The sequence below is a fragment of the Saccharomonospora sp. NPDC046836 genome, from assembly GCF_040645195.1.
Classification (GTDB): domain Bacteria; phylum Actinomycetota; class Actinomycetes; order Mycobacteriales; family Pseudonocardiaceae; genus Prauserella_A.
The window spans coordinates 296,755-322,279 of sequence record NZ_JBEYXW010000003.1 but is presented as its reverse complement, the minus strand read 5'-3'; the positions used below and the strand labels follow the sequence as shown (position 1 = coordinate 322,279).

20 protein-coding genes are annotated in these 25,525 nt (G+C 69.6%); 10 read left to right on the top strand and 10 right to left on the bottom strand.

Annotation, left to right across the window (positions count from 1 at the left end):
* A complete protein-coding gene (locus ABZ863_RS06285; RefSeq protein WP_358531796.1) occupies positions 1-711 on the bottom strand; it encodes a protein phosphatase 2C domain-containing protein in 711 nt (236 codons plus the stop codon).
* Positions 712-952: 241 nt separating this feature from the next.
* On the bottom strand, positions 953-2,506 hold the full coding sequence (locus tag ABZ863_RS06280; RefSeq protein WP_358531664.1) for an acetolactate synthase large subunit: 1,554 nt from the start codon (positions 2,504-2,506) through the stop codon (positions 953-955).
* Between the two features lie 348 nt (positions 2,507-2,854).
* Here ABZ863_RS06280 and ABZ863_RS06275 point away from each other — a divergent pair, with 348 nt between their 5' ends.
* Positions 2,855-3,643 carry a hypothetical protein gene (locus ABZ863_RS06275; protein ID WP_358531662.1) on the top strand — a complete coding sequence of 263 codons (789 nt, stop codon included), beginning with the start codon at positions 2,855-2,857 and terminating at the stop codon, positions 3,641-3,643.
* Positions 3,644-3,735: 92 nt separating this feature from the next.
* Here ABZ863_RS06275 and ABZ863_RS06270 read toward each other — a convergent pair whose 3' ends face one another.
* The 3 genes from ABZ863_RS06270 to ABZ863_RS06260 all read right to left on the bottom strand — a co-directional run bounded on the left by ABZ863_RS06270 (position 3,736) and on the right by ABZ863_RS06260 (position 7,434).
* Complete coding sequence (locus ABZ863_RS06270) at positions 3,736-5,109, bottom strand: FAD-binding oxidoreductase (RefSeq protein ID WP_358531660.1); 1,374 nt, start codon at positions 5,107-5,109, stop codon at positions 3,736-3,738.
* A 563-nt stretch (positions 5,110-5,672) separates the two neighbouring features.
* Positions 5,673-6,170 carry a DUF3830 family protein gene (locus tag ABZ863_RS06265; RefSeq protein WP_358531658.1) on the bottom strand — a complete coding sequence of 166 codons (498 nt, stop codon included), beginning with the start codon at positions 6,168-6,170 and terminating at the stop codon, positions 5,673-5,675.
* Positions 6,171-6,180: 10 nt separating this feature from the next.
* On the bottom strand, positions 6,181-7,434 hold the full coding sequence (locus tag ABZ863_RS06260) for an aminotransferase class III-fold pyridoxal phosphate-dependent enzyme (RefSeq protein ID WP_358531656.1): 1,254 nt from the start codon (positions 7,432-7,434) through the stop codon (positions 6,181-6,183).
* Between the two features lie 131 nt (positions 7,435-7,565).
* Between ABZ863_RS06260 and ABZ863_RS06255 the strand changes: the two genes are divergently transcribed.
* The 3 genes from ABZ863_RS06255 to ABZ863_RS06245 all read left to right on the top strand — a co-directional run bounded on the left by ABZ863_RS06255 (position 7,566) and on the right by ABZ863_RS06245 (position 14,528).
* Complete coding sequence (locus ABZ863_RS06255; RefSeq protein ID WP_358531654.1) at positions 7,566-9,029, top strand: NAD-dependent succinate-semialdehyde dehydrogenase; 1,464 nt, start codon at positions 7,566-7,568, stop codon at positions 9,027-9,029.
* Entirely contained in the window at positions 9,026-10,087 is a 1,062-nt protein-coding gene (locus tag ABZ863_RS06250; protein WP_358531652.1) for a tartrate dehydrogenase, read from the top strand. Before ABZ863_RS06255 ends, ABZ863_RS06250 begins: the two co-directional genes overlap by 4 nt.
* 181 nt (positions 10,088-10,268) lie before the next feature.
* On the top strand, positions 10,269-14,528 hold the full coding sequence (locus ABZ863_RS06245) for an HAD-IC family P-type ATPase (RefSeq protein ID WP_358531650.1): 4,260 nt from the start codon (positions 10,269-10,271) through the stop codon (positions 14,526-14,528).
* 5 nt (positions 14,529-14,533) lie between these two features.
* On the opposite strand, the gene ABZ863_RS06240 is transcribed toward ABZ863_RS06245, so the two are convergent.
* Genes ABZ863_RS06240 through ABZ863_RS06230 form a run of 3 tightly spaced genes read right to left on the bottom strand, consistent with a single transcriptional unit; the run spans position 14,534 to position 16,769 of the window.
* Positions 14,534-15,250, bottom strand: coding sequence for a GntR family transcriptional regulator (locus tag ABZ863_RS06240; protein ID WP_358531648.1), 717 nt, complete (start codon positions 15,248-15,250; stop codon positions 14,534-14,536).
* A gap of 2 nt (positions 15,251-15,252) precedes the next feature.
* Positions 15,253-15,975 (bottom strand): maleate cis-trans isomerase, encoded by a 723-nt coding sequence (locus tag ABZ863_RS06235; RefSeq protein ID WP_358531646.1) that lies wholly within the window; start codon positions 15,973-15,975, stop codon positions 15,253-15,255.
* A gap of 44 nt (positions 15,976-16,019) precedes the next feature.
* The gene (locus ABZ863_RS06230) at positions 16,020-16,769 is read right to left on the bottom strand and encodes an Asp/Glu/hydantoin racemase (protein WP_358531644.1); all 750 of its coding nucleotides are present in this window, start codon (positions 16,767-16,769) and stop codon (positions 16,020-16,022) included.
* A 97-nt stretch (positions 16,770-16,866) separates the two neighbouring features.
* Between ABZ863_RS06230 and ABZ863_RS06225 the strand changes: the two genes are divergently transcribed.
* The gene (locus tag ABZ863_RS06225; protein ID WP_358531642.1) at positions 16,867-17,841 is read left to right on the top strand and encodes a D-2-hydroxyacid dehydrogenase; all 975 of its coding nucleotides are present in this window, start codon (positions 16,867-16,869) and stop codon (positions 17,839-17,841) included.
* Between the two features lie 27 nt (positions 17,842-17,868).
* On the top strand, positions 17,869-19,278 hold the full coding sequence (locus tag ABZ863_RS06220; RefSeq protein ID WP_358531640.1) for an amidase: 1,410 nt from the start codon (positions 17,869-17,871) through the stop codon (positions 19,276-19,278).
* Positions 19,279-19,281: 3 nt separating this feature from the next.
* On the opposite strand, the gene ABZ863_RS06215 is transcribed toward ABZ863_RS06220, so the two are convergent.
* Positions 19,282-20,649: a wax ester/triacylglycerol synthase family O-acyltransferase gene (locus ABZ863_RS06215; RefSeq protein WP_358531638.1), complete on the bottom strand. Its 1,368-nt coding sequence runs from the start codon at positions 20,647-20,649 to the stop codon at positions 19,282-19,284.
* A gap of 74 nt (positions 20,650-20,723) precedes the next feature.
* Here ABZ863_RS06215 and ABZ863_RS06210 point away from each other — a divergent pair, with 74 nt between their 5' ends.
* From ABZ863_RS06210 to ABZ863_RS06200, 3 genes are read left to right on the top strand one after another with little or no spacing between them, the layout of a single operon-like run.
* Positions 20,724-21,725, top strand: a complete 1,002-nt coding sequence (locus tag ABZ863_RS06210) for a glutathione S-transferase C-terminal domain-containing protein (protein WP_358531636.1) — start codon at positions 20,724-20,726, stop codon at positions 21,723-21,725.
* Positions 21,726-21,771: 46 nt separating this feature from the next.
* Positions 21,772-23,406 (top strand): thiamine pyrophosphate-binding protein, encoded by a 1,635-nt coding sequence (locus ABZ863_RS06205; RefSeq protein ID WP_358531634.1) that lies wholly within the window; start codon positions 21,772-21,774, stop codon positions 23,404-23,406.
* 25 nt (positions 23,407-23,431) lie between these two features.
* Positions 23,432-23,836 (top strand): CoA-binding protein, encoded by a 405-nt coding sequence (locus tag ABZ863_RS06200; protein WP_358531633.1) that lies wholly within the window; start codon positions 23,432-23,434, stop codon positions 23,834-23,836.
* Positions 23,837-23,839: 3 nt separating this feature from the next.
* On the opposite strand, the gene ABZ863_RS06195 is transcribed toward ABZ863_RS06200, so the two are convergent.
* Positions 23,840-24,220 carry a nitroreductase family deazaflavin-dependent oxidoreductase gene (locus ABZ863_RS06195; RefSeq protein ID WP_358531631.1) on the bottom strand — a complete coding sequence of 127 codons (381 nt, stop codon included), beginning with the start codon at positions 24,218-24,220 and terminating at the stop codon, positions 23,840-23,842.
* Between the two features lie 177 nt (positions 24,221-24,397).
* Between ABZ863_RS06195 and ABZ863_RS06190 the strand changes: the two genes are divergently transcribed.
* Entirely contained in the window at positions 24,398-25,501 is a 1,104-nt protein-coding gene (locus ABZ863_RS06190; RefSeq protein ID WP_358531629.1) for an MFS transporter, read from the top strand.
* Positions 25,502-25,525: the final 24 nt, after the last annotated feature.

Sequence of the window (25,525 nt, the reverse complement as noted above, 5' to 3'; positions counted from 1 at the left end):
TCAGGTGCGGTCGATGACCATGGCGGTCGCGTTGTCCCGGCTGCCGAAGGTCCGTGCCGCGGTGACGAGCGCGGTCGCGGCTCTGGTGGCCGTGAACGGTTCGGCCAGAATGTCCTTGAGCTGCACCAAGTCCAGGCTCTTGTGGACGCCGTCGGTGCTCAGCAGCAGGCGGGCGGGTCCCGCTCCGATCCTGGCGCGCCCGATGTCGGTGGTCTTCGCGGTGCGTGCCGAGTCGGTGACCAGGTGCTCCAGCCGCGGCGCCGGTGTCACGCCGTGCAGCCGCCAGAACTCGGCAAGCGTGTGGTCCACGGTGATCTGGTGCAGGACCCTGCCGTTCCACCGGTAGGCCCGGCAGTCGCCGACCCAGGCGACATCGCCGACCTCCTCGGTGCTGCCTGCCGGCGGCAGCACGGCGACGACCAGCACGCAGTCGGCCTCTGCCTGCGGGAACTGCCTGTGTAGTTCCTGCTGTGCCTGGAGCAGGCCGTTCAGCGCGCCACTGCGTGCCGCCGCGACGGCGGCCGTTTCGGCGACCAGCCGGGCGGCCCTGGCCGCCAGCAGCTGGTCACCAACGCCATCGGCGACGACGAACGCCATGCGTCCGGTCGATTCGTCGGTGTGCGCGGCGACGGCATCGGCATTGAGGTCACGAGGTCCGCGGTCGCTCGCAGTGTCGTATGTCGTGCGGACGGTCAACGTCTGGTGCGGCATCGGCACGGCCGCCCTCCTCGTTGCGGTGGCCGATCCCCGACAACCGGCCGTTACCCCATTCAACGTTGCCGCTGGCGCACATACTCCAAGAGTTTCCTGTGAATCCTGGGCCGGTGCCGGAGTGGGGGACTCGCCGACCGGAGGGGGCAACTCGCGCGCCGGAGCGGGCAACTCGCGGGCCTGGGCGGGGGACTCGCGAGCTGGAGCGGGGGACTCGCGAGCTGGAGCGGGGGACTCGCGGTCAGAGCAGGGGTGGTACCGCTGCGTCGATCAGGTGCGGGCCCGGTTCGGCGAGCGCCCTGGAGAACTGGTCGGCGAGTTCCTCACAGGTCGTGGCCCTGGTGGCCGGAACCCCCATGCCCTCGGCGATCTTCACGAAATCCAGGTCCGGTGTGGACAGATCGAGCAGGCTCCGTGCTTTGGGGCCGGACTCCTCGGCTCCGACGCGCTGCAGTTCCATGCGCAGGATGGCGTAGGCACGGTTGTTGAGGATCACGGTGGTCACGTTCAGGTTCTCCCGCGCCTGTGTCCACAGCGCTGCGATCGTGTAGAGCGCGCTGCCGTCGGACTCCAGGTTGATCACCGGCCGTTCGGGGGCGGCGATCGCCGCACCGGTGGCCACCGGCATACCCTGGCCGATCGCGCCGCCCGTGAGCGTCAGGACGTCGTGCCTCGGCGCGCCCGCGGTCGCGGCGGGCAGCAGCAGACCGGAGGTGTTGGCTTCGTCGGAGATGATCGCGCCCTCGGGCAGCAGCGCGCCGATCACCTGGACCCAGTTCTGCAGGGTCAGCTCACCCGCCGGCAGCTCAGGACGCTCCGCCTGCGCCAGCACAGGTTCGGTGCCCGGTGCGACGAGCTCAGCGAGCTCCTCCAGCGCGCGCACCACGTCATCCTCCGCGGCTGCGAGCGTGTGTACCTGCGCGCCCTCCGGCACCAGGTCGCTCGGCTTGCCGGGGTAGGCGAAGAACGACACGGGGGAACGGGTGCCCGCGACGATCACGTGCCTGCTGCCGTCGAGCTGGTAGGCGACCTGCTCGGCGAGGTAGCCGAGCCGCTCGATGGTGGGCAGCCCGGCTCCGCGCTCCAGCCGCGTCGGGAAGGTCTCGATGAACGGCTTCGCGCCCGTTGCCGCGGCGATGCGGCTCGCCGCGCGCAGGCCTGCTTCCCGGCACGCCGCGCCGCCGAGGAGCAGCGCGACCGGTTCGCCGGAGCGCAGGGCTTCGGCGACGGACTTGACGGTTGTGTCGGCGGCCGGCTTCGCCGTGCGGGGCGGTACCGGCGGGCAGACCGCGCCGCCGTCGCCCCACGAGACGTCCGCGGGCAGGATGAGCGTGGCCACGCGGCCCGGTGCGTCCTGCGCGGCGGCCACCGCGGCGGCCGCGTCGGCGCCGACGTCGGCGGTGCTGTCCGAGCGGCGCACCCAGCCGTTCAGCGATCCGGCGACGGCCTCGATGTCGGACTCCAGCGGTGCGTCATAGCGCTTGTGGTACGTCGCGTGGTCGCCGATGACGTTCACGACCGGCGTGTTGGCGCGGCGCGCGTTGTGCAGGTTCGCCAGCCCGTTGCCGAGGCCGGGGCCGAGGTGCAGCAGCGTCGCCGCCGGCTTGCCCGCCATACGGGCATAGCCGTCGGCGGCGCCGGTGACGACGCCTTCGGCCAGCCCGAGTACACCGCGCATCTCCGGCACGGTGTCGAGTGCGGCGACGAAATGCATCTCCGAGGTGCCCGGGTTGGAAAAGCACACCTCGACGCCGGCGTCGACGAGTGTGCGGATCAGCGATTGCGCGCCGTTCATGTCTGTGCCCCTCAGTCCTTTCTGCGGCATCGTCGGCAGCCGAGTCAATCGGACAACACCGGGCCAACCCTACCGCTGCCTGCCGGAGAATCCGCGCTGCGTGCTGTGACCAGGCCGACCGGTAGTTCCATTGTCCGATGTGGACCTTCGCTAACCCATCGCCTACGCGAAATGCCTTGCAATGTCAAGGAGTTTCTTGGGCATCGACGGCCATGGTGCCGGGGATTGCCAGCGCGGTGAGTGGTCGGCTAACGTCAACCACTATAACGGAAAGATCACATTTCAGATACTTGTTGATCTACTTTCGGACATGATCGATTTTCCGCAGAGAAAGGTGTCCTCGCGAAAATGCGGTTGACCCTCAAGTCCGGTCTGCTCACTGCCGTCGGTGCGCTGGTCCTTTCTGGCGCCGGCATTGCGGCGGCGTCGCCTACCGCGCTCACCAACGCCACCGGCTCGACATCCCCGACCACGACGACGACCTCGGTAACCTCAACGGAAACGCCGAAAGCCGACCGGCACCGGACGGCCAAGGAGCATCGACACTCCGAGGACTCGACCACCAAGAAGCATCGACCTGCGAAGACGCCACCCACCAGTGCTGCCGCGGAGGCGTCCGCCGGAAACGAAGCGTCCGGCGAGGCATCCGCCAGTACGCCGACGCCCAGTGGCACGCCGACGTCCAGTGGCACGCAGGCGTCCGATGGCACGCAGGCGTCCGGCGAGATCACCTTCTATGCCGCTGCGGACAACGACCCGCCGGGCAGTCGCGCCATCGCCTACCCGAAGTCGTCCGGCGCGGCGACGCTGCACGACGAGGCAGGCGGCACCGGGACCTACGAGGACCCGCTCACCTTCGCCGCCGCCGAAGGGCAGTTCGCACCCGGCACCCGGATCTACGTGCCCTTGGTGCAGCGCTACTTCATCATGGAAGACAGTTGTGCCTCCTGCGGCGACGGGCACATCGACCTGTGGGCTGGCTCGGCAACCGACCAGGGCGTGATCGCCTGCGAGGAAAAGCTGACTCCCTCCGGTAACCAGCCGTATGAAATCAACCCGCCGCCCGGCCGCCAGGTCGTCGCAGGCGACCTGTACCAAAACGGTTCCTGTGGTCTGTCCGTTCTCAATGGACGCTGAAACCACGTGACCGGCAGAACAGCATTGCCCCTTGCCTGGCGTTCGTGCCGGCAGGGGGCAATGCGCCTGCCGTGCCGTCGGTTTCCTTCTGCCTAGTCGAAGAGCACACCGGGGTTGAGAATGCCGGCCGGGTCGAAGGCCTGCTTGATGCGCTTCATCAGGTCGATCTTGACGGGATCCTCGAGTTCGAGGAAGTGTTCCTTCTTTGCGCGGCCAATGCCGTGCTCGCCGGAGATCGCGCCACCGAGCTCCATGCCGAGCGCGAATATGCCGTGCAGCAGGCTCGCGCGCTTGGCCGGGTCCTTCTGGAAGATGGCGAGGTGCACGTTGCCGTCGCCCGCGTGCCCGCAGCCCACCACGCCCGACTCCGTCTTGGCGGCGAATTCGCGAGCCCTGCCGAGAAACTCGGGCATCGCCGAGCGTGGGACCACGACGTCGATCACGTCGTCGGCGCCGGCTGCCTTCGCCGTCCAGAACGCCTTCTCCCGCGCCTCGATCAGCTTGCGTGCCGCGCTGCCTTCGAGCACGTACACATCGGTGGCGCCGAGTTCGGTGAGCAACTCGCTGACCGACTGCACATCGCCGTCGAGCCGCTTCGCCTCGCGGTTCTCCAGCCCGACGACGAGGTAGGCCTGCGAGGCGTCGCGCACCTCGTCGGGAATGCCGAGCGACAGCTGCGCGGTGTAGGTGATCGCGGCCATCGTCAGCGCGTCGAGGTACTCCAGGATGTGCGGGGCGAGCCCGCTCGACACGGTTGCCGGGACCGCAGCCATCACCTGATCGAAATCGTTGAACGGAGCCAGCACGGTCACACCGTGCGCGAGCCGCGGATGCAGCTTCACCGTGATCTCGGTGGCCAGCGCGAGGCTGCCTTCCGAGCCGATGATCAGCTGGGTGAGGTCGTAACCGGTGGAGGTCTTCACGATCTTGCCGCCGGTGCGGATGATCTCGCCGGTGGGCAGCACGGCCTGCAGCCCCAGGACGTTGTTACGGGTGACGCCGTATTTCACGGCACGCATGCCGCCGGCATTGGTCCCGACATTGCCGCCGACACTCGCGCTCATCTCGCCGGGGTAGACGGTGTAGCCAAGGCCGGCTTCCGCTGTCCTGGCGTCCAGTTCGGACAGTGTGACACCGGGCTGTACGACCGCAACGTGGTTGACGGCGTCGACTTCGAGAACCCGGTTCATCCGTTCGAAAGAGATCAGGATGCCGTCCGGGTGGGGACGGGCCGCCGCGGACAGTCCGCTGCCGGAACCGCGTGCGGTCACGGGGATCCGCTGCTCCGACGCTGCCGCGAGTACGGCGGCCACCTCGTCCGCGGTGGCGGGCTTGACCACGTATCGCGGGCTCACCGGCTCGCCGGTGAGAGACTCATCGCTTGCGTAATCGGCCGGGATCTCAGCACCCGACAGGAGATGCGGCTCGCCGACGATCTCGCTCAGCCGCTGCGCAACGTTGCCCATGCGCAGAGCCTAGTACGGCATCATGCCGACAGGCCATGAAGGTGATTCACGTTCTTGCTGGGGTTTTCGCCGTGAGGTGGGGCCGGTCCGCGCCAACGTGCCGACCCCACCCTGGCTATGGCTATGCCATCAACGCGTGAAGCGTCAGAGCAGCCAGCCGAGGAACTGCACCACGGAGGCGAGCAGGCTGGTGACGATGTCTCCACCGGTGGCGAAGAACTGCATTGAGGGGCTCCTTAAGAGGATTGTTTTACAGGGAATCCGGGTGCGCGCACACCAACTTTCGAAAGCGAGGCAAGGCTTTCAGTGGTGTGGCGCCCTGTCAAAGAGCCGCCACCGGAGCGAGCCGGCCGGTGAAATCCCGTCAGTCTAAACATGTAAGGCTTTCGGGTTTTGCCCCGGGGCTCATTGTCGCAGTGTGCTGTGACGCACTGTAGTTTCGCGGATGGTCATCACCTCATGTAACGGTGATCTTGATCCGGTATTCAGGGGCTGTGCCCTCACGATCGAGTTAACGTGTTGGCACGATTGGTGATTTGCCGCCAACCACCCGTCCGAGTGACTCAGGCACGCGCGAAGCTGAGCGTTTCGCCCTCCACGCCGCGTAACCAGAGGTCCTGCGCGGCGGCTGCCATCTCCGCCAGGCCTTCCTCGATCGTGGCGAACACATTGCCGGGTACCCAGCCGGCGTCGCCGTTGATGAGCAGGTTGTTGCGGCCGTAGAAGATCGCCAGATCGGTCGCGCCCTGCGCGCTGTGTGCCTCGCTGCCCTGGTCGTAGCCGTAGGCCGGGTTGCCGATCTCCCATGCCTCGAAGCCGAAGTACACGACATCGCCCGGAATGGGGGTCACCGTCGGGTTCTCCCGCCCCGGCTGCGGGTCGGCGAACGGCGGCACCAGGGTGTAGACCTCGTTGCGCGCGTACTTGGCGTGGTAGGCCGAGCCGCTCTGCGGCAGCGCGTCCCACACCGCCCGGCACGTGCGGGGCGCCTCGGCGTCGAGCAGCCGGGCGCGGCAGGAGACGCCGCGCTTGTCGAGGGTGATCGTGATGTAGCGAGCCACGGGGTACTCCTTACTTGGTGACGGAATCGACGACGTCGGCCCAGATCTCGAGCCCCTCGTCGATCTGCTCAGCCGTGACGATGAGCGGTGGGATCATCCGCACGACGTTCATGTAGGCACCACAGGTCAGCAGCAGCAGCCCGCGCTCGGCGGCGGCCTTCTGCGCGGCCTGCGCCGTCGCGTTGTCGGGCTTGCCCTCCGGCGTGGTGAACTCCGAGCCGACGAGCAGGCCGAGGCCGCGGACGTCGCCGATGGCCGGTGTCTTGTCGCCGATCGCCTGTACGCCCTCCAGCAGCTGGCGACCGCGGGCGGCGGCATTGTCGACAAGTCCCTCGTCCTGGATCACGTCCAGCGTGGCGAGTGCCGCGGCGCATGCCACGGCGTTGCCGCCGTAGGTGCCGCCCTGTGAACCCGGCCAGGCCTTCGCCATGAGGTCGGCCGAGGCGGCGATACCCGACAGCGGGAAACCGCTGGCGAGTCCCTTGGCGATCAGGATCACGTCCGGGTGCACGTCGAAGTGCTGGTGACCCCAGAACCGCCCGGTCCGCCCGAAACCGGTCTGGATCTCGTCGACGACGAGCAGGATGCCGTGCTCGTCGGCGCGCTGCCGCAGGCCGGCCATGAACTCGGGGTTGGCGGGCACATAGCCGCCCTCCCCGAGCATCGGCTCGACGAAGAACGCCGCCGTCTCGGCGGGGGACGTCTGGGTGGCGAAGAGGTAGTCCAGCTCGCGCAGTGCGAAGTCGGTCGCGGTCTGCTGGTCCCAGCCGTAGTGATAGGCGAACGGGAACGGCGCGACGTGCACGCCGGACATCAGTGGGGAGAACCCGGCACTGAAGCGTGTGCCGGATGTGGTCATCGATGCGGCGGCGACGGTACGGCCGTGGAAGCCGCCCTGGAACACGATGACGTTGGGCCTGCCGGTGGCCTGCCTGCTCAGCCGCAGCGCCGCCTCGACGGCCTCGCTGCCGGAGTTGGCGAAGAACAGTGAGTCAAGGCCGGCCGGTAGCACCTCGCTGAGCCGGGCGCTCAGTTCGAGCAGTGGCTTGTGCATCACGGTCGTGTACTGGCCGTGGATGAGCTTGCCGATCTGCTCCTGTGCGGCGCGAACGACCCGCGGGTGGCAGTGGCCGGTGCTCGTCACGCCGATGCCGGCGGTGAAGTCCAGGTGCCGCCTTCCGTCGACGTCGTAGAGGTAGACGCCCTCGCCGTGGTCGACTACGACTGGAGTGGCCTGCTTGAGGGCGGGGGATAGCTGGGCCATGTCGGCGGCCTCCTTGCGGGCGTGACGGTAGGACAGCAGGGGTTGTAGATTGTCAACAATATTCGTAGCATGGCGCTCGGAGCAGCGCAATCAGGGATCGTGAGGACGCCAGTGACTAGGGGAGCTGTGGAATGAGCACGGTCAGCGAATCCGGTGTGGTCGGCGCGGTGAACAAGGAGCTGTTCATCGGCGGGAAGTGGACGGCCGCCGCTGACAGCCGGACGTTCCCCGTCCACGATCCGGCCACCGGGGAGGTGCTGTGCGAGGTCGCGGACGCCTCGCCCGCGGACGGCCTCGCCGCGCTGGACGCCGCGGTGGCCGCACAGGCCGACTGGTCGGCTCACCCGCCACGCGAGCGCGGCGAGATCCTGCGCAGGGCCTTCGACGCGCTCATGGCGAGGCAGGACGAGCTCGCACTGCTCATGACGCTCGAGATGGGCAAGCCGCTGGCGGAGGCACGCGGCGAGATCGCCTACGCCGCCGAGTTCTTCCGGTGGTTCGCCGAGGAGGCCGTGCGCATCGACGGTGGCTACGCCGTCGCGCCCAACGGCGTCGGCCGGTTCCTCGTCACCAAGCAGCCTGTCGGCCCCTCGCTGCTGATCACGCCGTGGAACTTCCCGATGGCGATGGGCACCCGCAAGATCGGTCCCGCGGTCGCCGCAGGCTGCACGATGGTGATCAAGCCTGCCGCACAGACGCCGCTGTCGATGCTGGCGCTCGCGCAGATCCTGGCCGACGCGGGCCTGCCGGACGGGGTGCTCAACGTCGTCACCACCACCGGTGCGGGCGAGGTCATGGAGCCACTCATCCGGGACGGCAGGGCGCGCAAGCTCTCCTTCACCGGCTCCACGGCTGTCGGCCGCAAGCTGCTGGAGCAGTGCGCGGGCAATGTGCTGCGCACCTCGATGGAGCTGGGCGGCAACGCGCCCTTCCTCGTGTTCGACGACGCCGACCTCGACGCCGCCGTCGATGGTGCGATGCAGGCGAAGATGCGCAACATCGGCGAGGCGTGCACTGCCGCCAACCGGTTCTACGTGCAGCGCGGCATCGTCGAGGAGTTCTCCCGCAGGCTGACCGAGCGGATGGCGGCATTGCCGATCGGTCGCGGCACCGAGGACGGCGTTGTCGTCGGGCCGCTCATCGACGAGGCTGCCGTGGCGAAGGTGAACGCGCTCGTGACGGATGCGACCCAGCGCGGGGCCAAGGTCCTCACCGGAGGGACCACTGTGGACGGTCCGGGCCACTTCTACCGGCCGACGGTGCTCACCGATGTTCCCGCTGCGGCCAGGATGTCCACCGAGGAGATCTTCGGCCCGGTCGCGCCGATCTCGGTGTTCGACACCGAGGACGAGGCGTTGGCCGCGGCCAACGACACCGAGTACGGCCTCGTGAGCTACGTCTTCACCAGCGAGATCAAGCGGGCGCTGCGCGTGTGCGAGCGGCTGGAGACCGGGATGATCGGGCTCAACCAGGGCATCGTGTCGAACCCGGCGGCGCCGTTCGGCGGTGTCAAGCAGTCCGGCCTCGGCCGGGAGGGCGGCACCGTCGGTATCGAGGAGTTCCTCGAGACCAAGTACATCGCGGTGAGCCTGTGAGCGGGGGCGGGCACCGGATCGCGTCCATCCCTGGTGACGGCATCGGCGTCGATGTCACGGTCGAGGCCCGCAAGGTGCTCGACCGGGCGGCGACGGCGTTCGGTTTCGGTCTGGAGTGGACGGAGTTCGACTGGAGCTGTGAGCGCTACGCCACGATCGGCGCCATGATGCCGGAGGACGGCATCGAGCAGCTGCGGCCCTTCGACGCGGTGTTGCTCGGCGCGGTCGGGTTTCCCGGCGTCCCCGATCACGTTTCGTTGTGGGGCCTGCTGATTCCCGTTCGGCGGGCGTTCGCCCAGTACGTGAACCTGCGGCCGGTGCGGCTGCTGCCGGGCACCACCTCGGTGCTCGCCGGCCGCTCGGCCGAAGACCTGGAGATGGTCATCGTCAGGGAGAACTCCGAGGGCGAGTACTCGACGCTCGGTGGCAGGCACAACGTGGGCCAGCCTGGCGAGTTCGCGTTGCAGGAAGCGGTGTTCACGCGCACCGGTGTGGAGCGGATCATCCGGTACGCGTTCGAACTCGCGCGCACCCGCGCAGGCCGCGTGTGTTCGGCGACCAAGTCGAACGGGATCATCCACACAATGCCGTTCTGGGACGAGATCTTCGCCGAGATCGCTGCCGGGTACCCCGACGTGCAGGCGGAGCAGATGCACATCGACGCGCTCGCGGCGCGGATGGTGCAGCAGCCCGACAGGCTGGACGTCATCGTTGCGTCCAATTTGTTCGGTGACATCCTGAGTGACCTGGCTGCCGCGGTGACCGGCGGGCTCGGCATGGCGCCGTCCGGCAACATCAACCCGGAGCGGCAGTACCCGTCGATGTTCGAGGCCGTGCACGGCAGTGCACCGGACATTGCGGGCCAGGGCATCGCGAACCCGGTCGCGCAGGTGCTCGCCGGGGCGATGATGTTGGAGCAGCTCGGCGAGGCCGAGGCGGCACAGGCGGTACGCGTCGCGGTGGAGAAGGTGCTCGGCGAGGGAGCTGTCCGCACCCCCGATCTCGGTGGGAGTGCCACGACAGCGGAGCTCGGCTCCGCCATCGCCGCGGCGATCTGATTCCCGAGGGCGGTCCAGGCCGTATCTAATAAGCGGCTGAGGTTCTGCCACCCGCACCGCTACGCAGGCCCTTCACAAATGGTCTTTAGCCGGACATTGCCGACCCGGGGAGCCAGCGTGTCAGGAGGAACCGGCGGCTCCAGCGGCATAGTTTCCCGCCGGATTGGGCACTTCCTCCGCCATGAATCTCTTCGGGTTGGGAGTCCCAGGTCCACTGGCCGTCGTCGGCGCGACCCTGGGAACCGCGCGTGGACTGGCCGAGATCACGCTGCGGCCACGCCGCATCGACCGGACGCTCAAGTCGCGGCTGCACATCGAGGCGCACGGTGTGCACGCGCAGGGCAGCGAGCTCGTGGCGAAACGGATCGAACGTGCGCTCGAAGAACATCCTGCCGTGGCGTGGGCGCGGGTCAACGCCCCGTCCTCGCGCGTGATCATCGAACTGGCCGACCCCACCGTGGGGGCCGGTGAGCTGCTCGAGATCGTCCAGTGTGCGGAGGCCGAGCCCCCCACCCCGGAGGAGGCGGCCGCCGAGGACGAACTGCACCATCCGGCGGATGGCACGCGGGGGACGCGCCTGCTGCCGACGCTGACGACTGACTTGTTCGGTTTGGCCCTCTCGGCCTTGACACGCATCGCGCCGTGGACGCCGTTGCCGCCAGAGGTCGCCGCCGCGCTGACGCTCGTCGACCACCACCCGGTGCTGAAGGAAGGCCTCGCCCGTCGCACAGGCAGCCACGACCGGGCCGATTCGCTTACCTCCCAGCTGACCGCGCTCGCGCAGGGGCTGGCCGGTGGCACGGAAGGCACGCTCCTGGACACGGCGCTGCGGTTCGGGCAGTGGCGGGAGGCGCGCGAGCACGAGCGGGCCTGGGCCGCGGCGGAGGACGAGCTGATCACCGGTCCCGACGGGGCCGAGGCGGCGCCGTGCGCGATCACGCGGCCGGTGCCGCTGCCGGAGGGTGATGTCGAGCAGTACGAGCGGCGCGTGCTCGCACTGGGGGCGTCGGCGACCGCTGTCACCGCACCGTTCGTTGGTGCGCGGCGCGCGTTCGCGGTCGGGCTGACCGCGCTACCGAAGTCGGCCGAGGCAGGGCGGACGGCGTTCGCGACGGGGCTGGGCACCGTGCTCGCGCGGCGCGGGACGCTGGTCATGGACCGGGCCGTGCTGCGGCGGCTGGACCGCATCGACACGCTGGTGCTGGACCGCTCCGCGCTGGAGACCGGCCGTTCGGTGCTGCGGGACCTGGAGCCCTTGCCGGGCGGCGACCGGCACGCGATCGCGGAGCTGGCGTGGCGGTTGTTCGATCCGTCCTGGCCGGGCGCTGTCCGCAGCGAGCGCGAGTGGCGGCTCGGCCCCCTTGACGCACTCGACGTGGACGTCGAAACAGGCCGCCAGGCAGGGGACCGGATGCGGCGGCGCGGTGCGACCGGCCTGCTCGGCCTCGCCCGTGGGCCGCGGCTGCAGGCTGTGCTGGCGTTGGCGGGTGAACCACTGCCCGGCATGCACACCCTCCTTGCTGCCGCGCAGCGGTCGCAGCTGAAGGTGGTGTACGCCGACGAGCCGTTCGACCGCGTGCGCGAGCTGCAGGAGCAGGGCGCGGGGGTGCTGCTCGTGTCGGACGACCGGCAGGCGCTCGGCGCTGCCGACTGCGGCATCGGTGTCCATCGGACAGGAGACGCGGCACCGTGGGGGGCGCATGTGCTGGTCGGTGACGACGTCGGCGCCGCGGCACTGCTCGTGGAAGCCGTTGTCACCGCGAAGAGGGTGAACGCCGAGAGCATCCGGATCGCGCAGGCGTCCACCGGTGTGGGCGTGGTGACGGCGCTGCAGTCAGAAGGGGCGAGCGCGACCGTACGCGGTCAGCGGGTCGTCAACGTCGGCGCCGGGATCGCGCTGGTCAACGGACGGCGGCACGCACGCGGTATCGAGCCGCCCGATGTGGTGCCGCCGGAGACGGTGCCGTGGCACCTCATGCCGGCGCAGGCCGTGCTCGACAGGCTCGGCAGTTCAGCGGAAGGCCTGAGCGCGCTGGAAGCACGCAGACGAGCGCGGGCGCGTGGCGTCGGCCCGCTCGGCACGACACTCGGCAGCGCGTTCCTGGCCGAGCTGGCCAACCCGCTCACGCCCGTGCTGGCAGGTGGTGCCGCCCTGTCGGCGGCGGTCGGCTCGCTCGTTGATGCGGGGCTGGTGGTCGGTGTGATCGGGTTGTCGGCCCTCATCGGCAGTCTTCAGCAGGTGCACACCGAGCGGGAGCTGGCCGAGTTGTTGAGCAAGTCCTCGGTGAGCGCGACCGTGCTGCGGGACGGCGACGAGCGTGTGGTCACCGCCGACGACCTGGTGCCGGGGGACGTGGTCTCGCTCGCCGCGGGCGATGTCGTGCCCGCCGACTGCAGGCTGCTGGAGACCACAGGGTTCGAGGCGGACGAGTCGTCGCTGACCGGCGAGTCACTGCCGGTCGCCAAGGACCCGGCGGCGGTCGTGGCCGGCAACGTCGCGGAGCGCACCTCGATGGTCTACGAGGGCACGACGGTCGCCGCTGGGGAGGCCACGGCCGTGGTGGTGGCGGTCGGTGACGACACCGAGGCCGGGAAGAGCATGGCGATCGCCAGGGCAGGCGCGCCGCCGACCGGTGTGGAGCGTCGGCTGAGCAAGCTCACCGAGCAGAGCCTGCCGCTGGCCGCCGGATCCGCGGTCGCCGTGGCCGGTGCCGGGTTGCTGCGTGGTGTGCCGCTGCGGGAAAGCCTTGGTGCGGCGGTGAACCTGGCGGTCGCGTCGGTGCCGGAGGGGCTGCCGTTCCTGGTCAGCGCTGCGCAGCTGGCCGCGGCGCGCAGGCTCGCCGAACACGGAGCGCTGGTGCGCAACCCACGAAGCATCGAGGCGCTCGGCCGCGTCGACGTGCTGTGCTTCGACAAGACCGGCACCCTCACCGAGGGCAGGCTCAGCGTCAGCGACGTCGACGACGGCAGTCGCCGTGCCCGCCTCGACGCACTCGACGGGGCACTGCGACCGGTACTGGCGGCGGCGCTGCGGGCAACGCCACAGGAGGCCCCCGAGGACCTCCCGCACGCCACGGACCGGGCGATCGTCGAGGCCGGGCAGCAGGCCACGCTGACCGCGGCGACGGGAGCGTCGGGCTGGCGACCGGTGTCCGCCGCGCCGTTCGAACCCTCGCGCGGCTATCACGCGGCGGTGGGCAGTACGCGCAAGGGCCTGCTGCTCAGCGTCAAGGGCGCACCCGAGGAGGTCCTGCCGCGGTGTTCACTCGACGAGCGCACGCGCAAGCGTTTGTTCAGCCGGATGCGCGCGCTGGCCAAGGCAGGCAAGCGCGTGCTTGCGGTCGCCGAGCGGTTCGTCGACAGCGCGGAGATCTCGCCGGAGTGCGTGCGGGAATTGACCTTCCGAGGTTTCGTCGGGATCGCCGATCCGGTGCGCCGCAGCGCGGCACCCGCGGCGGCGCGGCTGCAGAACGCCGGTGTGCGCATCGTGATGATCACCGGTGACCACCCGGTCACCGGTGCGGCGATCGCCGCGGAGATCAACAACCGTGGTGACCTACACGTGGTGACCGGGGCCGAGTTGGAGGAGCTGGACGATGAGCGGCTGCGCAAGGTACTGGCCGAGGTCGATGTCGTCGCGCGGTGCACGCCGGCGCAGAAGGTCCGGATCATCAAGGCATATCAGCAGCTGGGCAAAACCGTTGCCATGACGGGTGACGGCGCCAACGACGCACCGGCGATCCGGCTCGCCGACGTGGGCATCGCGCTCGGCAGGCGCGGGACGCCCGCAGCCCGCGCGGCCGCGGATCTCGTGGTGACGGACGACCGCCTGGAGACGATCATCGCCGCACTCGTGGAGGGCCGCGCGATGTGGGCGTCGGTCCGTTCGGCGCTCAGCGTGCTGTTGGGCGGCAACGTCGGCGAGATCACGTTCAGCCTGATCGGCGCCGCGATGACAGGGCGCTCGCCGCTGACTGCCCGGCAGCTGCTGCTGATGAACCTGCTGACCGACCTGGCACCGTCGATGGCGATCGCGTTGCGCAGGCCGAACGGCGAGGCCGTCGAGGAGCTGCTGCAGGAGGGGCCGGAGAGCTCGCTGGGCACCCGGCTGTACCGGGAGATCGGTGTGCGGGCGGGGTCGACGACACTGGGTGCGACCACGGCGTGGTCGATCGCGCGGTTCACCGGGCGGCGGCGCAGGGCGGGGACCGTCGCACTGGCGGCGATCGTGGGCACGCAGCTGGCGCAGACGCTGCTGACCGCGGGCCGCAGCCCCTCGGTCCTGGTCAGTGCCGCCGGATCGGCGGCGGTGCTCGCCGCAGTGGTCCAGACGCCGGGGGTCAGCCAGTTCTTCGGCTGCACGCCGCTCGGTCCGTTCGCCTGGAGCATCGCGCTGGGTAGCGCCGGGGCCGCGAGCGTACTGGGTGCGCTGTTCGGCTGAGCGTCTCAGGCGATGTCGACACCGCTCGCGGGCGGACCGCCGGCGGCGAGGCTGGTACCGGGCGCGAGCCGTTGTACCGCGTCCTCCATGTGCGCTTCCAGCAAGGCAAGCATCGATTCCTCCTCGCCTGCCCGCAGCGCCTCGATGATCCGGTTGTGCTCGGCGATCCGTTCGTCGACGCCCTGGTAGCCCCGGTGGTACGTGCTCTGCAGCGCTGACAGGCACATGCGCGTCTCGATGAGCAGCGTGCGCGCCATCCTGGCGAGCCTGCGGCTGCCGGAGGCATCGATCAGCGCCTCGTGGAAGCGCAGGTCCGCCTCCGTCAACGCGGCGGGGTCGTCCTGCTGATCGGCCTCGGCCATCGCCTTCACGGCCTGATCGAGGAGTGCGGCGACCTCGTCCCGGTCGTTGCCGCGGACGATCTGGATCGCGGCGGCCCGCTCGATGGCGGAGCGGGCCGCGTAGATGTCGTAGACGTCGCCGGGTTCGAGGTCGATCACGAAGAGCCCGCGATGGCGCTCGCTGCGGAGCAGTCCCTCGGAGACCAGCCGTTGCATGGCCTCGCGCAGAGGTCCTCGTGAGACCTGGAACTGGGCCGCGAGTTCCGCCTCGCCGAGCTGCGCACCGGGTGGCAGCGAGCCGTTCATGATCGCGTCCCTGAGCTGGCGCGCGATGATGGCCGCGGTGGACTCCCGGTTGACCGGTTCGATGTCCGCGAGCATGGCTACCCGACCTCCGTGCGGAACAGCGCGCCGAGGCCGGTGACGGCCCGTGCTGCGCCGGCGAGGCGCAGGCCCTCCCACACGGTGACCTGGTTGGCCGTCAGCACCGGCTTGCCGAGCCGCTTCTCGATGGTGTCGACGAGGGCGAGCGTGCGCATGGCAGTGTCCGGCACGAGCAGCGCCTCGGCATCCGGATGGTCCCGGCTCACGATCAGCTCGATGACCGCCTCCGCTGGCAGGTCGCCGACCTCGGCTGCCGTGTCGATGTCGGCCGCGGACATGGCCGTGACCTCGACCCCGCCGCGGTGCAGGAACTCGACGAACAGCGCGGCCACGTCGTCGGGGTAGCTCGCGGCCACCGCGACCCGGCGCAGCCCCAGCGCCGCTGCCGCGCGGACGAAGGCGAACGAGGTGCTGGAGGCCGGCAGCCCGGCGGATGCCTCGGACAGCTGCGCCACCTGCTCGGCCGCACCATCCCAGCCGTAGACGAAACTGCCGCTCGTGCAGGCCCAGACGATGGCCGCGGGGTCGTGCTTGGCCAGCAGAGCGGCGCCTTCGGCGAGCCGCTTCGGTGAGCCGAGGTCCAACAGCTCGGCGATGGCGTGCAGGTCGGTGCCGTAGATGTGCTCGACGGGAAGACGCGCGCCGTTGCCGAGCATGCGCTCGGCGAGCGGGTAGTCGTCCTCGGCGGCGTGGTCGGGATAGATGAAACCGACGGTGGCCAATCAGCACCTCCAGATAGGATTGTCGACAATCCTAGTAAAGACGTTCACGATACTTCACGCAGCCATTTGCCCGGCCCGACGATCGGCAGGCCCATCCGCTTGAGGCAGGCCCACATGGTGAGCTGGTTCGCGGTCAGGACCGGTTTGCCGAGCGCGTTCTCCAGTGGCTCGATGACGTCGTAGGTCGGCAGGTTCGTGCAACTGACGAAGATCGCCTCGGCGGCGTCGTGGTCGGCCGCGATGATCCGCTCGACGATGGTGCGGTAGCTGACCTTCCAGATGCCGCCGCCGAGACCGAGATGATCGCTGGACACGGTGTGGACGCCGAGCTCGGTGAGGAACTCGTGGAGCTTGCCGGTGAGGTCGGCGTCGTAGGGCGTGAGCACCGACACCCGGTGCAGGTCGAGCTGGTGCAGTACCTCGGCCAGCGCCCCCGACGTCGTCACCGCGGCCGGTGCCCCGGCATCGCAGATCACCTTGCGCAGGGTGCGTTCGGCATCGACGCCGCTGACGAAGCTGCCCGAGGTGCACAGGTAGGCCACGACCTCCGGTTCGACGTGCAGGACGTCGCGGGTGGCGGCGGCGAGGTGGTGGGCGTTGCTCACCAGGTGGGCCATCTCCATGCTCACCGGCACCGGTTCGTACGGCGTCCTGGCGAGGTGCAGCGAGACCTCCATCGGCACCCAGCGCCACAGCTCGCGCTCGAGCGCGAGATCGAAGGGCGCGATGATGCCGATTCCCCGCTGCGCCAGCGGGCCGTCGAACGCGGGGAAGTCCAGCGCTGCGAAATCCAAGGCTCAACCCTCCGACGGCTTTTCTTTGCAGGAGTGCGCCTCCGGGGTGACTCCTCGGATTGTTGACAATCATACGACTGGCTCATACCGTGTCAACGTGAGTGGCACGGAATCACCGGTGCTCGCGGTGCTGTGTGGTGGCCAGCATCCCCCGGATATGCAGCCCATCGAACAAGCCGCCCTCGTTCGTTACACCGATGCCACCGGGTTACCGGGTGCTTTGCGCGACGCCGATGCGCTCTTCGTCTATGACTTCCTGTCCACCGCCGTGCGCGCCGCCTGGCCCTCGGCCAACCGTTTGCGCTGGTTACACATCGCCAGTGCCGGCGTGGACCCGGTGATGTTCCCGGCTCTGCGGGACAGTGATGTGGTCTTGACCAATTCGCGGGGCGTCTTCGACGGCGCCATCGCCGAGTACGTTCTCGGTCAGATCCTTGCGTTCGCAAAGGATTTCGCGACCTCGCTGCGTTTGCAGGACGAGCGCACCTGGCGGCACCGGGAGAGCGAGCGCATCCAGGGCCGGTCCGTGCTCGTGGTCGGCACCGGGCCGATCGGCCGCGCGATCGCGCGACTGCTGCGTGCTGCCGGCATGTCCGTCGCCGGGGCCGGCCGCACGCCGCGTACCGGTGACCCGGACTTCGGCACCGTCCACGCGTCGGACCGGCTGGCCGAATGCCTGCCCACCGCGGACTACGTCGTCGCGGTGGCGCCGCTCACCGAGCAGACCAAGGGCATGTTCGACGTCACGGCGTTCGCCGCGATGCGCCAAGGAGCCCGCTTCATCAACGTCGGCCGCGGTGAGCTCGTCGTCACCGGCGACCTGGTGGAGGCGCTGCGCTCGGGGCAGCTCGGCGGAGCAGCGCTCGACGTGTTCGACACCGAACCGTTGCCGGTTGACAGTCCGTTGTGGACCATGGATAACGTGCTCATATCGCCGCACATGTCGGGGGACTTCGCCGGCTGGCGCACTGCGCTGGTCGAGGTGTTCGCCGACAACTTCCGGCGCTGGCTGGCGGGGGAGCCGTTGCACAACGTCGTGGACAAGCGCCTCGGCTACGTTCCGTCCAGCTGACGCACACCGACAGCACCGAGGAGAACTATGCCGAGCACGGGAACCCTGCTGACCGCGAGCGAACTCGTCGCCGCCTACTCCTCGGGAGAGCTGTCGCCGGTGGAGGCCACCCGGCTCGCCCTCGAGGCGATCGAGGAGCGGGACGGCGAGTACAACGCCTACACGCTGGTCGACCCGGAGGTGGCGCTCGACCACGCCCGTGCGTCGGAGGAGCGCTGGCGCGAAGGCAATCCCATCGGCTGGCTCGACGGTGTCCCGGCGTCCATCAAGGACGTGTTCCTCACGCAGGGCTGGCCGACGCTGCGCGGCTCGGTGTGCATCGACCGCGACCAGCAGTGGGACGCCGACAGCCCGGTCACCGCGCGAATGCGCGAGAACGGGCTCGTGCTGCTCGGTAAGACCACGACCCCGGAACTGGCCTGGAAGGCCGTTACCGACAGCCCGCTCGACGGCATCACCCGCAACCCGTGGAACCCGGCGCTCACACCCGGTGGTTCCAGCGGTGGTAGCGCGGTCGCCGTCGCCGCCGGGATGGGCGAGCTCTCGGTGGGCACCGACGGTGGTGGCTCGGTGCGCATTCCGGCGTCGTTCTGCGGCATCGTCGGGTTCAAGCCGACGGCGGGGCGCGTCCCGATGTACCCGCCGAGCCCGTTCGGCCAGCTCCCTCATGCGGGGCCGCTGGCGCGTTCGGTGGACGATGTCGCGCTGCTGCTCGACGTCCTCGCCACGCCTGACCACCGCGACCCCAGCGCACTGCCGCCTCCCATTGGTACCTACCGGGAGGCGGTGCGTCGTGACGTGCGCGGGTTGCGCGCCGCGTTCTCGCCCGCGTTCGGTTACGTCGACGTCGACCCCGAGGTCGCACAGGCGGTGGTGTCGGTTGTCGCGATGCTGGACGAGGCCGGGCTCGTGGTCGAGGAGGCCGACCCCGGGTTCGCCGACCCCATCGAGGCGTTCGACGTGCTGCGCTCGGCGGGCGCCGCGAAGCTGCTCGACACGTTCCCGGAGGGCTCGGCGGAGCGGATCGACCAGGGGCTGCGCGCCGTGTGGGAACAGGGCCGGACCTACTCGGCGCGTGACTATCTCGACGCCATGGCCGAGCAGGCGGCGCTCGGGATCCACATGGGCGAGTTCCACACCCGCTACGACGTGCTGCTCACCCCGACCGTACCCATCCAGCCCTTCGAGGTCGGCCACGACGTACCGGCGGGCTCCGGTCTACGTGACTGGCCACAGTGGACACCGTTCACCTACCCGTTCAACCTGACCCAGCAGCCGGCGATCACGGTGCCTGCTGGTTTCACGTCCCGCGGCCTGCCGGTCGGGCTGCAGATCGTCGGCCCGAGGCACTCGGACGACCTGGTGCTGGCGGTCGCGCGGCTGGTCGAGGAAGTGCAGCCGTGGCCGACCGGCCGTCCCGCCGGCCCGCCCCGGTAACAGTCACTTCACGGCGCATTCGAGTTCGGTGAGGGCGGTGTCGAGGTGGAGGAGTAGGCGCTGGAGGTGGGGGACGCTGCGGCGACAACCGGTGATGCCGAAGTCGAGGTTGCCGCCGTTGTTCGTCAGGGTGATGTTGAGTGCCTGCCCGTCGAGCAGCACCGACGCGGGGTAGATGCCCTCGAGAGCGGCGCCGTTCCAGTACATCTGCCTGCGCGGTCCTGGCACGTTCGAGATCACGATGTTGAACGGCGGGCGCGTGGAACTGACGAACCCGGGAACCGGTGATGCGCCCAGCGGGGCGACGTTCAGTGCCGAGAGCAGCAGCACCTGTAGCGGCGACAGCTCTTTGAAGATCCGCTTGCCGTCGGCCATGGAACGGGTGACCACGGCGAGCCGCTCGGCCGGATCGGCCTTGTCGGTGCCCAGATTGCACAGCAGAGCGCCGATCTGGTTGCCCCCGGTGTCGGCACCGCGGGACCGGTTGCGCAATGACACCGGCACCATGGCGATGAGCGGCGCGTCAGGAAGGGCCCTGTGCTCGATGAGGTAGTCCCGCAGCGCACCGGCGCACATCGCGAGCACCACGTCGTTACGGGATACCTTGGCGGCGGTGGCGATCGCGCGCACCCGGTCCAGTGGCCAGGACTGCGCCGCGAACCGGCGCGCCCCGCCGATCGGCACGTTGAACATCGTCTTCGGCGCCTGCAACGGCAGGGTCAGGGTATGCGCCCGGAACGCCTCCGTCGCCACCTTCACCGCATTCTGCGGCACCCTGGTCAGCTGTGCGGCAGCGCTGCTGGCCGAGTGCAGCAGGGCGATCGGGCCGCGCGGCACGCGCGCCGCTCGCTGCGGCGTGCGGGACCCCCACGGCGGCAGGCAGTCGCGCGCGTCGGGGTCGTCGCTGAGTGTGTTCTGTAGCTGGCGCAGTGCCGACACACCGTCCAGCAGCGCGTGGTGGATCTTGCTGTAGATCGCGAACCGCCCGTCGTTGAGCCCCTCGACGAGGTGGACCTCCCACAGCGGACGGTGCCGGTCCAGCAGTGTGCTGTGCCAGCGCGATGTCAGCTCCAGCAGCTCCCGGATCCGGCCGGGCTGGGGCAGCGCGGAATGCCGGAAGTGGTAGTCCAGCTCCAGCTCGGCGTCCTCGGCCCACGCGACATAGCCCAGCGTGTTGACCGGCCGTGCGGGCCTGCGCCGGAACAACGTGCGCACACTCGTGTTGCGCAGCAGGTCCTGCCGGAGATCACGAAGGTAGTCCGGCCCGGCTGCGTCGGGTTTGCTGAACAGTTGGAGCCCGCCGACATGCATCGGATGCTCGCGGGTCTCGATGAACAGGAACATCGAGTCCGTCACCGGCATCATTGGCATCCCGCCTCACCCCGCCTCGCTGAGCCGGCGCTCGGGCACGCCGAATGCCGAGTCTACGTACTACTGTCCATGACATGACCATTCCGACGGACCCGGAAACCGGGGAATTTCACCGCGCCCCCAATCGGTTCGCGGGCCGCATCACCGCCGACGGCCGGGACGGCTGGCCGGTGGAACCCGGCCGCTACCGGCTCGTGGTCAGCAGGGCCTGCCCGTGGGCAAGCCGGGGGCTCGTCGTGCGCAGGCTGCTCGGCCTCGAACCGGTCATCTCGGTTGCCGTCGCCGACCCGATTCAGGACGAGCAGAGCTGGCGGTTCACACTCGACCCCGGTGGCGTCGACCCGGTGCTCGGCATCAAGTACCTGCACGAGGCCTATACGCTGGCCGACCCCGACTACACCGGTGGCATCAGTGTGCCCGCCATCGTGGACATCCCCAGCGGACGGTTGGTCACCAACGACTATCCGCAGATCACGCTGGACCTCGCCACCGAATGGACCGCCCACCACCGCCAGGGCGCCCCTGATCTGTACCCCGAGGCATTACGAGCCGAGATCGACGAGGTCAACCGTGCTGTGTACGCAGACGTCAACGCGGCGGTGTACGAAGCCGGTTTCGCCTCGAAGCAACATGCCTACGACGAAGCCTACGACCGGCTGTTCGCCCAACTGGATGCGCTGTCCGAACGCCTGGCGCGGCAGCGCTATCTGGTGGGCGACACCATTACCGAGGCCGACATCCGGCTGTTCACCACGCTCGTCCGGTTCGACGCGGTGTACCACGGTCATTTCAAGTGCAACCGCAACAAGCTCACCGAGCTGCCGGTGCTGTGGGCCTACGCGCGCGACCTGTTCCAGACACCGGGTTTCGGTGACACCGTCGATTTCGATCACATCAAGCGCCATTACTACCAGGTGCACGAGCAGGTCAACCCGACACGCATCGTGCCGAAAGGTCCAGACCTTTCGCTGTGGGCGGCGCCGCACGGGCGGGAGTCGCTCGGCGGAAGGCCTTTCGGCGACGGCACACCGCCGGGTCCGCCGCCGCAGGCGGAAACCCTGCCGCCGCAGTGGTGACGAGGTCTGCGCGACACCGTGATCGGGGGGCTCGTATCCTCGCCGGGTGACCCAGATCGGAGCGCAGCGTCTCGTCGATGCACTGACCGAACTCGGAGTCGACGTGGCGTTCGGTCTCCCCGGCGTGCACAACCTGCCCATCTGGGAGGCGTTGTCGGCGACCAGCATCCGGCTCATCGGCGTGCGCCACGAGCAGGCGGCCGGCTTCGCAGCAGACGGCTACGCCCGTGCGACCGGCAGGCTCGGCGTCGCGTTGGTGACCACCGGCCCCGGTGCCGCGAACACCCTCGCCGCGGTCGGGGAGGCGCGGGCGTCGGCCTCGCCGGTGCTGGTGATCGCCACCGACATCCCCGCCGCGCTGCGCAGGCCCGGCACGGTGCGTGGGGTGCTGCACGAGACGAGCGACCAGCAGGCGATGTTCGCGCCGGTCACCAAGGCCGGGTTCACGGTCGACCATCCCGATGCGATCGCGCCGACCATCCGGCGTGCGGCCAAACTGGCGTTGCGGCCGCAGAGTGGCCCCGTGTACGTCGGCGTCCCCACCGACTTCCTGCGGGAGGAGGCGGCTGACAGCGCCGACCTCGAGCCCACCGAACTGCTGCACACGGTGGCCATGGCGGACCTGGACCGGGCGCGTGAGGCACTGAGCTCCGCGCGGCGCCCGCTGATCTGGGCAGGTGGCGGTGCGCTGCGCGCCGGTGCGGGGGAGGCCATCGGCAAGCTGGCGGAAACGCTTGCGGCGCCGATCGTCACGACCTTCGCCGCTCGGGGGATCGTGTCGCCCGACCATCCGTGCCGCGCGTCGAACCCCGTGCACACCCCCGAGGTCGGTGCGCTGTGGGACGAGGCCGACGTCGTACTCGCCATCGGTACGGACTTCGACGGGCTGATGACGCAGAACTGGCGGATGCCCCAGCCACCGCGCCTCATCGCCGTCAACGTCGATGCCGCCGACGCCGCCAAGAACTACCCGCCGGACCTGTTGCTGCAGGGCGACGCCCGCGATGTCGTGGAGCGGCTGCTCGTCGGGCTCGCGCCCAGGGCCGGGCTGGACGAGCTCAGCCGCCGGCTCGACGAGATCGAGTTGAAGGTACGCCGCCGGGTCCGCAAGGAGGAGCCGCAGGCGGCCGAGTTCCTCGCAGCGCTCGGGGAAACGCTGCCGGACGACGCGGTACTCGTGCCGGACATGTGCGTTGCGGGCTACTGGGTGGGCGGTTTCTACCGGATCGCCGCGCCACGCAAGCTCGCCTACCCGATGGGCTGGGGCACGCTCGGCTTCGGCTTTCCGGCCTCGCTGGGGGTGGCCGCGGCCGGCGCCGGCCGTGCGGTGTGCGTCACCGGCGATGGCGGGTTCCTCTACGGCGTCGGTGAACTGGCCACGGCAATCCAGGAGAACCTGCCACTCACCGTCGTGATCGTCGACGACGGCGGGTACGGCATGCTGCGCTACGACCAGACACGGGCAGGTCTGCCGCATTGTGGCGTCGACCTGGTGACGCCGGACTTCGTCGGGCTGGCCAAGTCGTTCGGTGTCTACGCCGACCGGGTGGACGGTTTCGGCAGGGCGTTTCGCAGGCTGCTGCGGGAGTTCACCCGCGCCGACGAACCGAACGTGCTGGTGGTGAGCGCCGAACTGAGCCCGCCGCTCAACACGTCTCCCCGCTGGTACCGGGCCGGGTGAGGTGGCGATCGCGGATAATGGCGGTATGGACGACACAGCGGAACGCATTCTTCGTGATTCGGCCACGATCGCCGTGGTCGGACTGAGCCGTGACCCCGCCAAGGAGGCGCATTCCGTGCCGGCCGCCATGCAGGCGGCGGGCTTCCGGGTGATCCCGGTCAACCCGGTGGCGGACACGCTGCTCGGCGAGCGGGTGTACCGGTCGCTGACGGAGATCCCGGAGGCGGTGGACGTGGTGAACGTGTTCCGGCCGTCGCACGACGCGCCTGCTGTCGCTCGCGACGCGGTGCGGATCGGCGCGAAGGCGCTGTGGTTGCAGCAGGGCATCGTCTCGGCGGAGGCGCGGGCGATCGCCGAGGAGGCGGGGCTCGCCTACGTCGAGGACCGGTGCATTGCGGTGGTGCGGGCGGTCGCCGCTATTCGCAAGTGATGGTCAGGGTTTCTCCGTGAGGTACATGAAATCGTTCACGTCCACCAGCCCGAGCAAGCCGCGCACGGCCGCGGGCATCGCGTCCCTCCGCTCGTCGTGCACGATGCGTGGTTTGTTCAGCCGGACCGTGCGGCCGCGGGTGCGCAGCTGGCAGCCGTCGGCTGCCTGCACGTTGCGGACCCAGTCCGTGCGCGTGCCGTAGGCGAGGGCGACAACGTAGCCGTCCTGCGTGCGGAAGGCGTTCACCGGTGTCGAGTACAGGTGGCCCGACTTGCGGCCCCGATGGCGGATGACGCCGAAGCCGGGCAGCCACTCGGCACCGCGGCGCGTGATGTGGTTGGTGACGACGCGGTTGAACCGCGCGAGGCGTGATGGCAATGGCATGGTTCGAGTCTCCCCCAGCGCGGGACTCCCGGCCATGCGTGAGCGAAGGCAGGGGACAATTCTCGCGATCCAGGCTATGGTCTGGGCATGCCTTTCCGTTGACGCCCAACACCTCTACCTGAGGCGGCCCGTCCGCTCGCCCGGCTGATCCGGCTCTGGGCGCTGCTCGCCGACACGGTGCCCCTGTACCCGCTGTATGCGCTGCTGTTCGCCGACACGGGCCTGTCCGACGCCGAGATCTCGGCGCTGTTCGCCATCTGGTCGGTGGTGGGCGTTGTCGCCGAGGTGCCCACCGGTGCGCTCGCCGACCGGTTCTCCCGCAAGGCATCGCTTGTCGCGGGCGGCATCCTGCAGGCTGCCGGCTATGCATTGTGGACGGCGACGCCGGGTTTCGCCGCGTTCGCCGCCGGTTTCGTGCTGTGGGGCATCGGTGGCACGCTCGTGTCCGGTGCCGTCGAGGCGCTGCTCTACGACGGGTTGGCCGCCGCGAATGCCGCCGAGCACTTCACCCGGCTGTACGGCCAGGTCAACGCGTTCGAGCTGATCGCGCAGGTTCCCGCCGCACTGGCGGCCACCGTGCTGTTCTCGCTCGGCGGTTATCCCATCGTCGGCTGGGCGAGCGTCGGAACGTGCCTCGCCGCCGCGTTTGTCGCGTCACGGTTACCCGAGGGGCCTCGTGGGTTGTCCGAAAAGGACGAACCGGAGGAAGAACGCGGTTACTTCACCACGCTGCGGTCCGGTGTGGTGGAAGCGGTCACGAGCCCCGCGGTGCGCAGCGCCGTGATCGCGGTTGCCCTGCTGGCGTCGCTGGACGGCATCGAGGAGTATTTCCCGCTGCTGGCCCGGGATTGGCATGTGCCGATCGACTGGGTGCCGCTCGCGGTCGTGGCGATCCCGTTGGTGGGTGCCGTGGGTGCGGCGTTGGCAGGCAGGCTGGACAGGTTGCCCGCCGGCGCATTGAGTGCGGCGCTGCTCGCCGGCGTGGCGCTTTTCGGCCTGGCGGGGATGGTTGCGCACCCGGCCGGCCTGGCGGCGGTGGCCCTGTTCTACGCGCTGTACCGGGCGGTGCTGGTGGTCGGCAACGCGCGGCTGCAGCAGCGCATCGACAGCCGTGCGCGAGCGACGATCACCTCGGTCGCCGGGCTCGGTACCGATCTCGCCGGGCTCCTGCTGTTCGGGGCATGGGCGGTGGCGGGCCTGCCCGCCGCCCTGCTGTTGGCGGTCGCCGTCGCCGCGGCGTTGCCGCTCGGCCTGCGTGCCCGGGACCCGGTAGCGGGCTGACCGAGCCGGCCAGCCCGCTCTGGA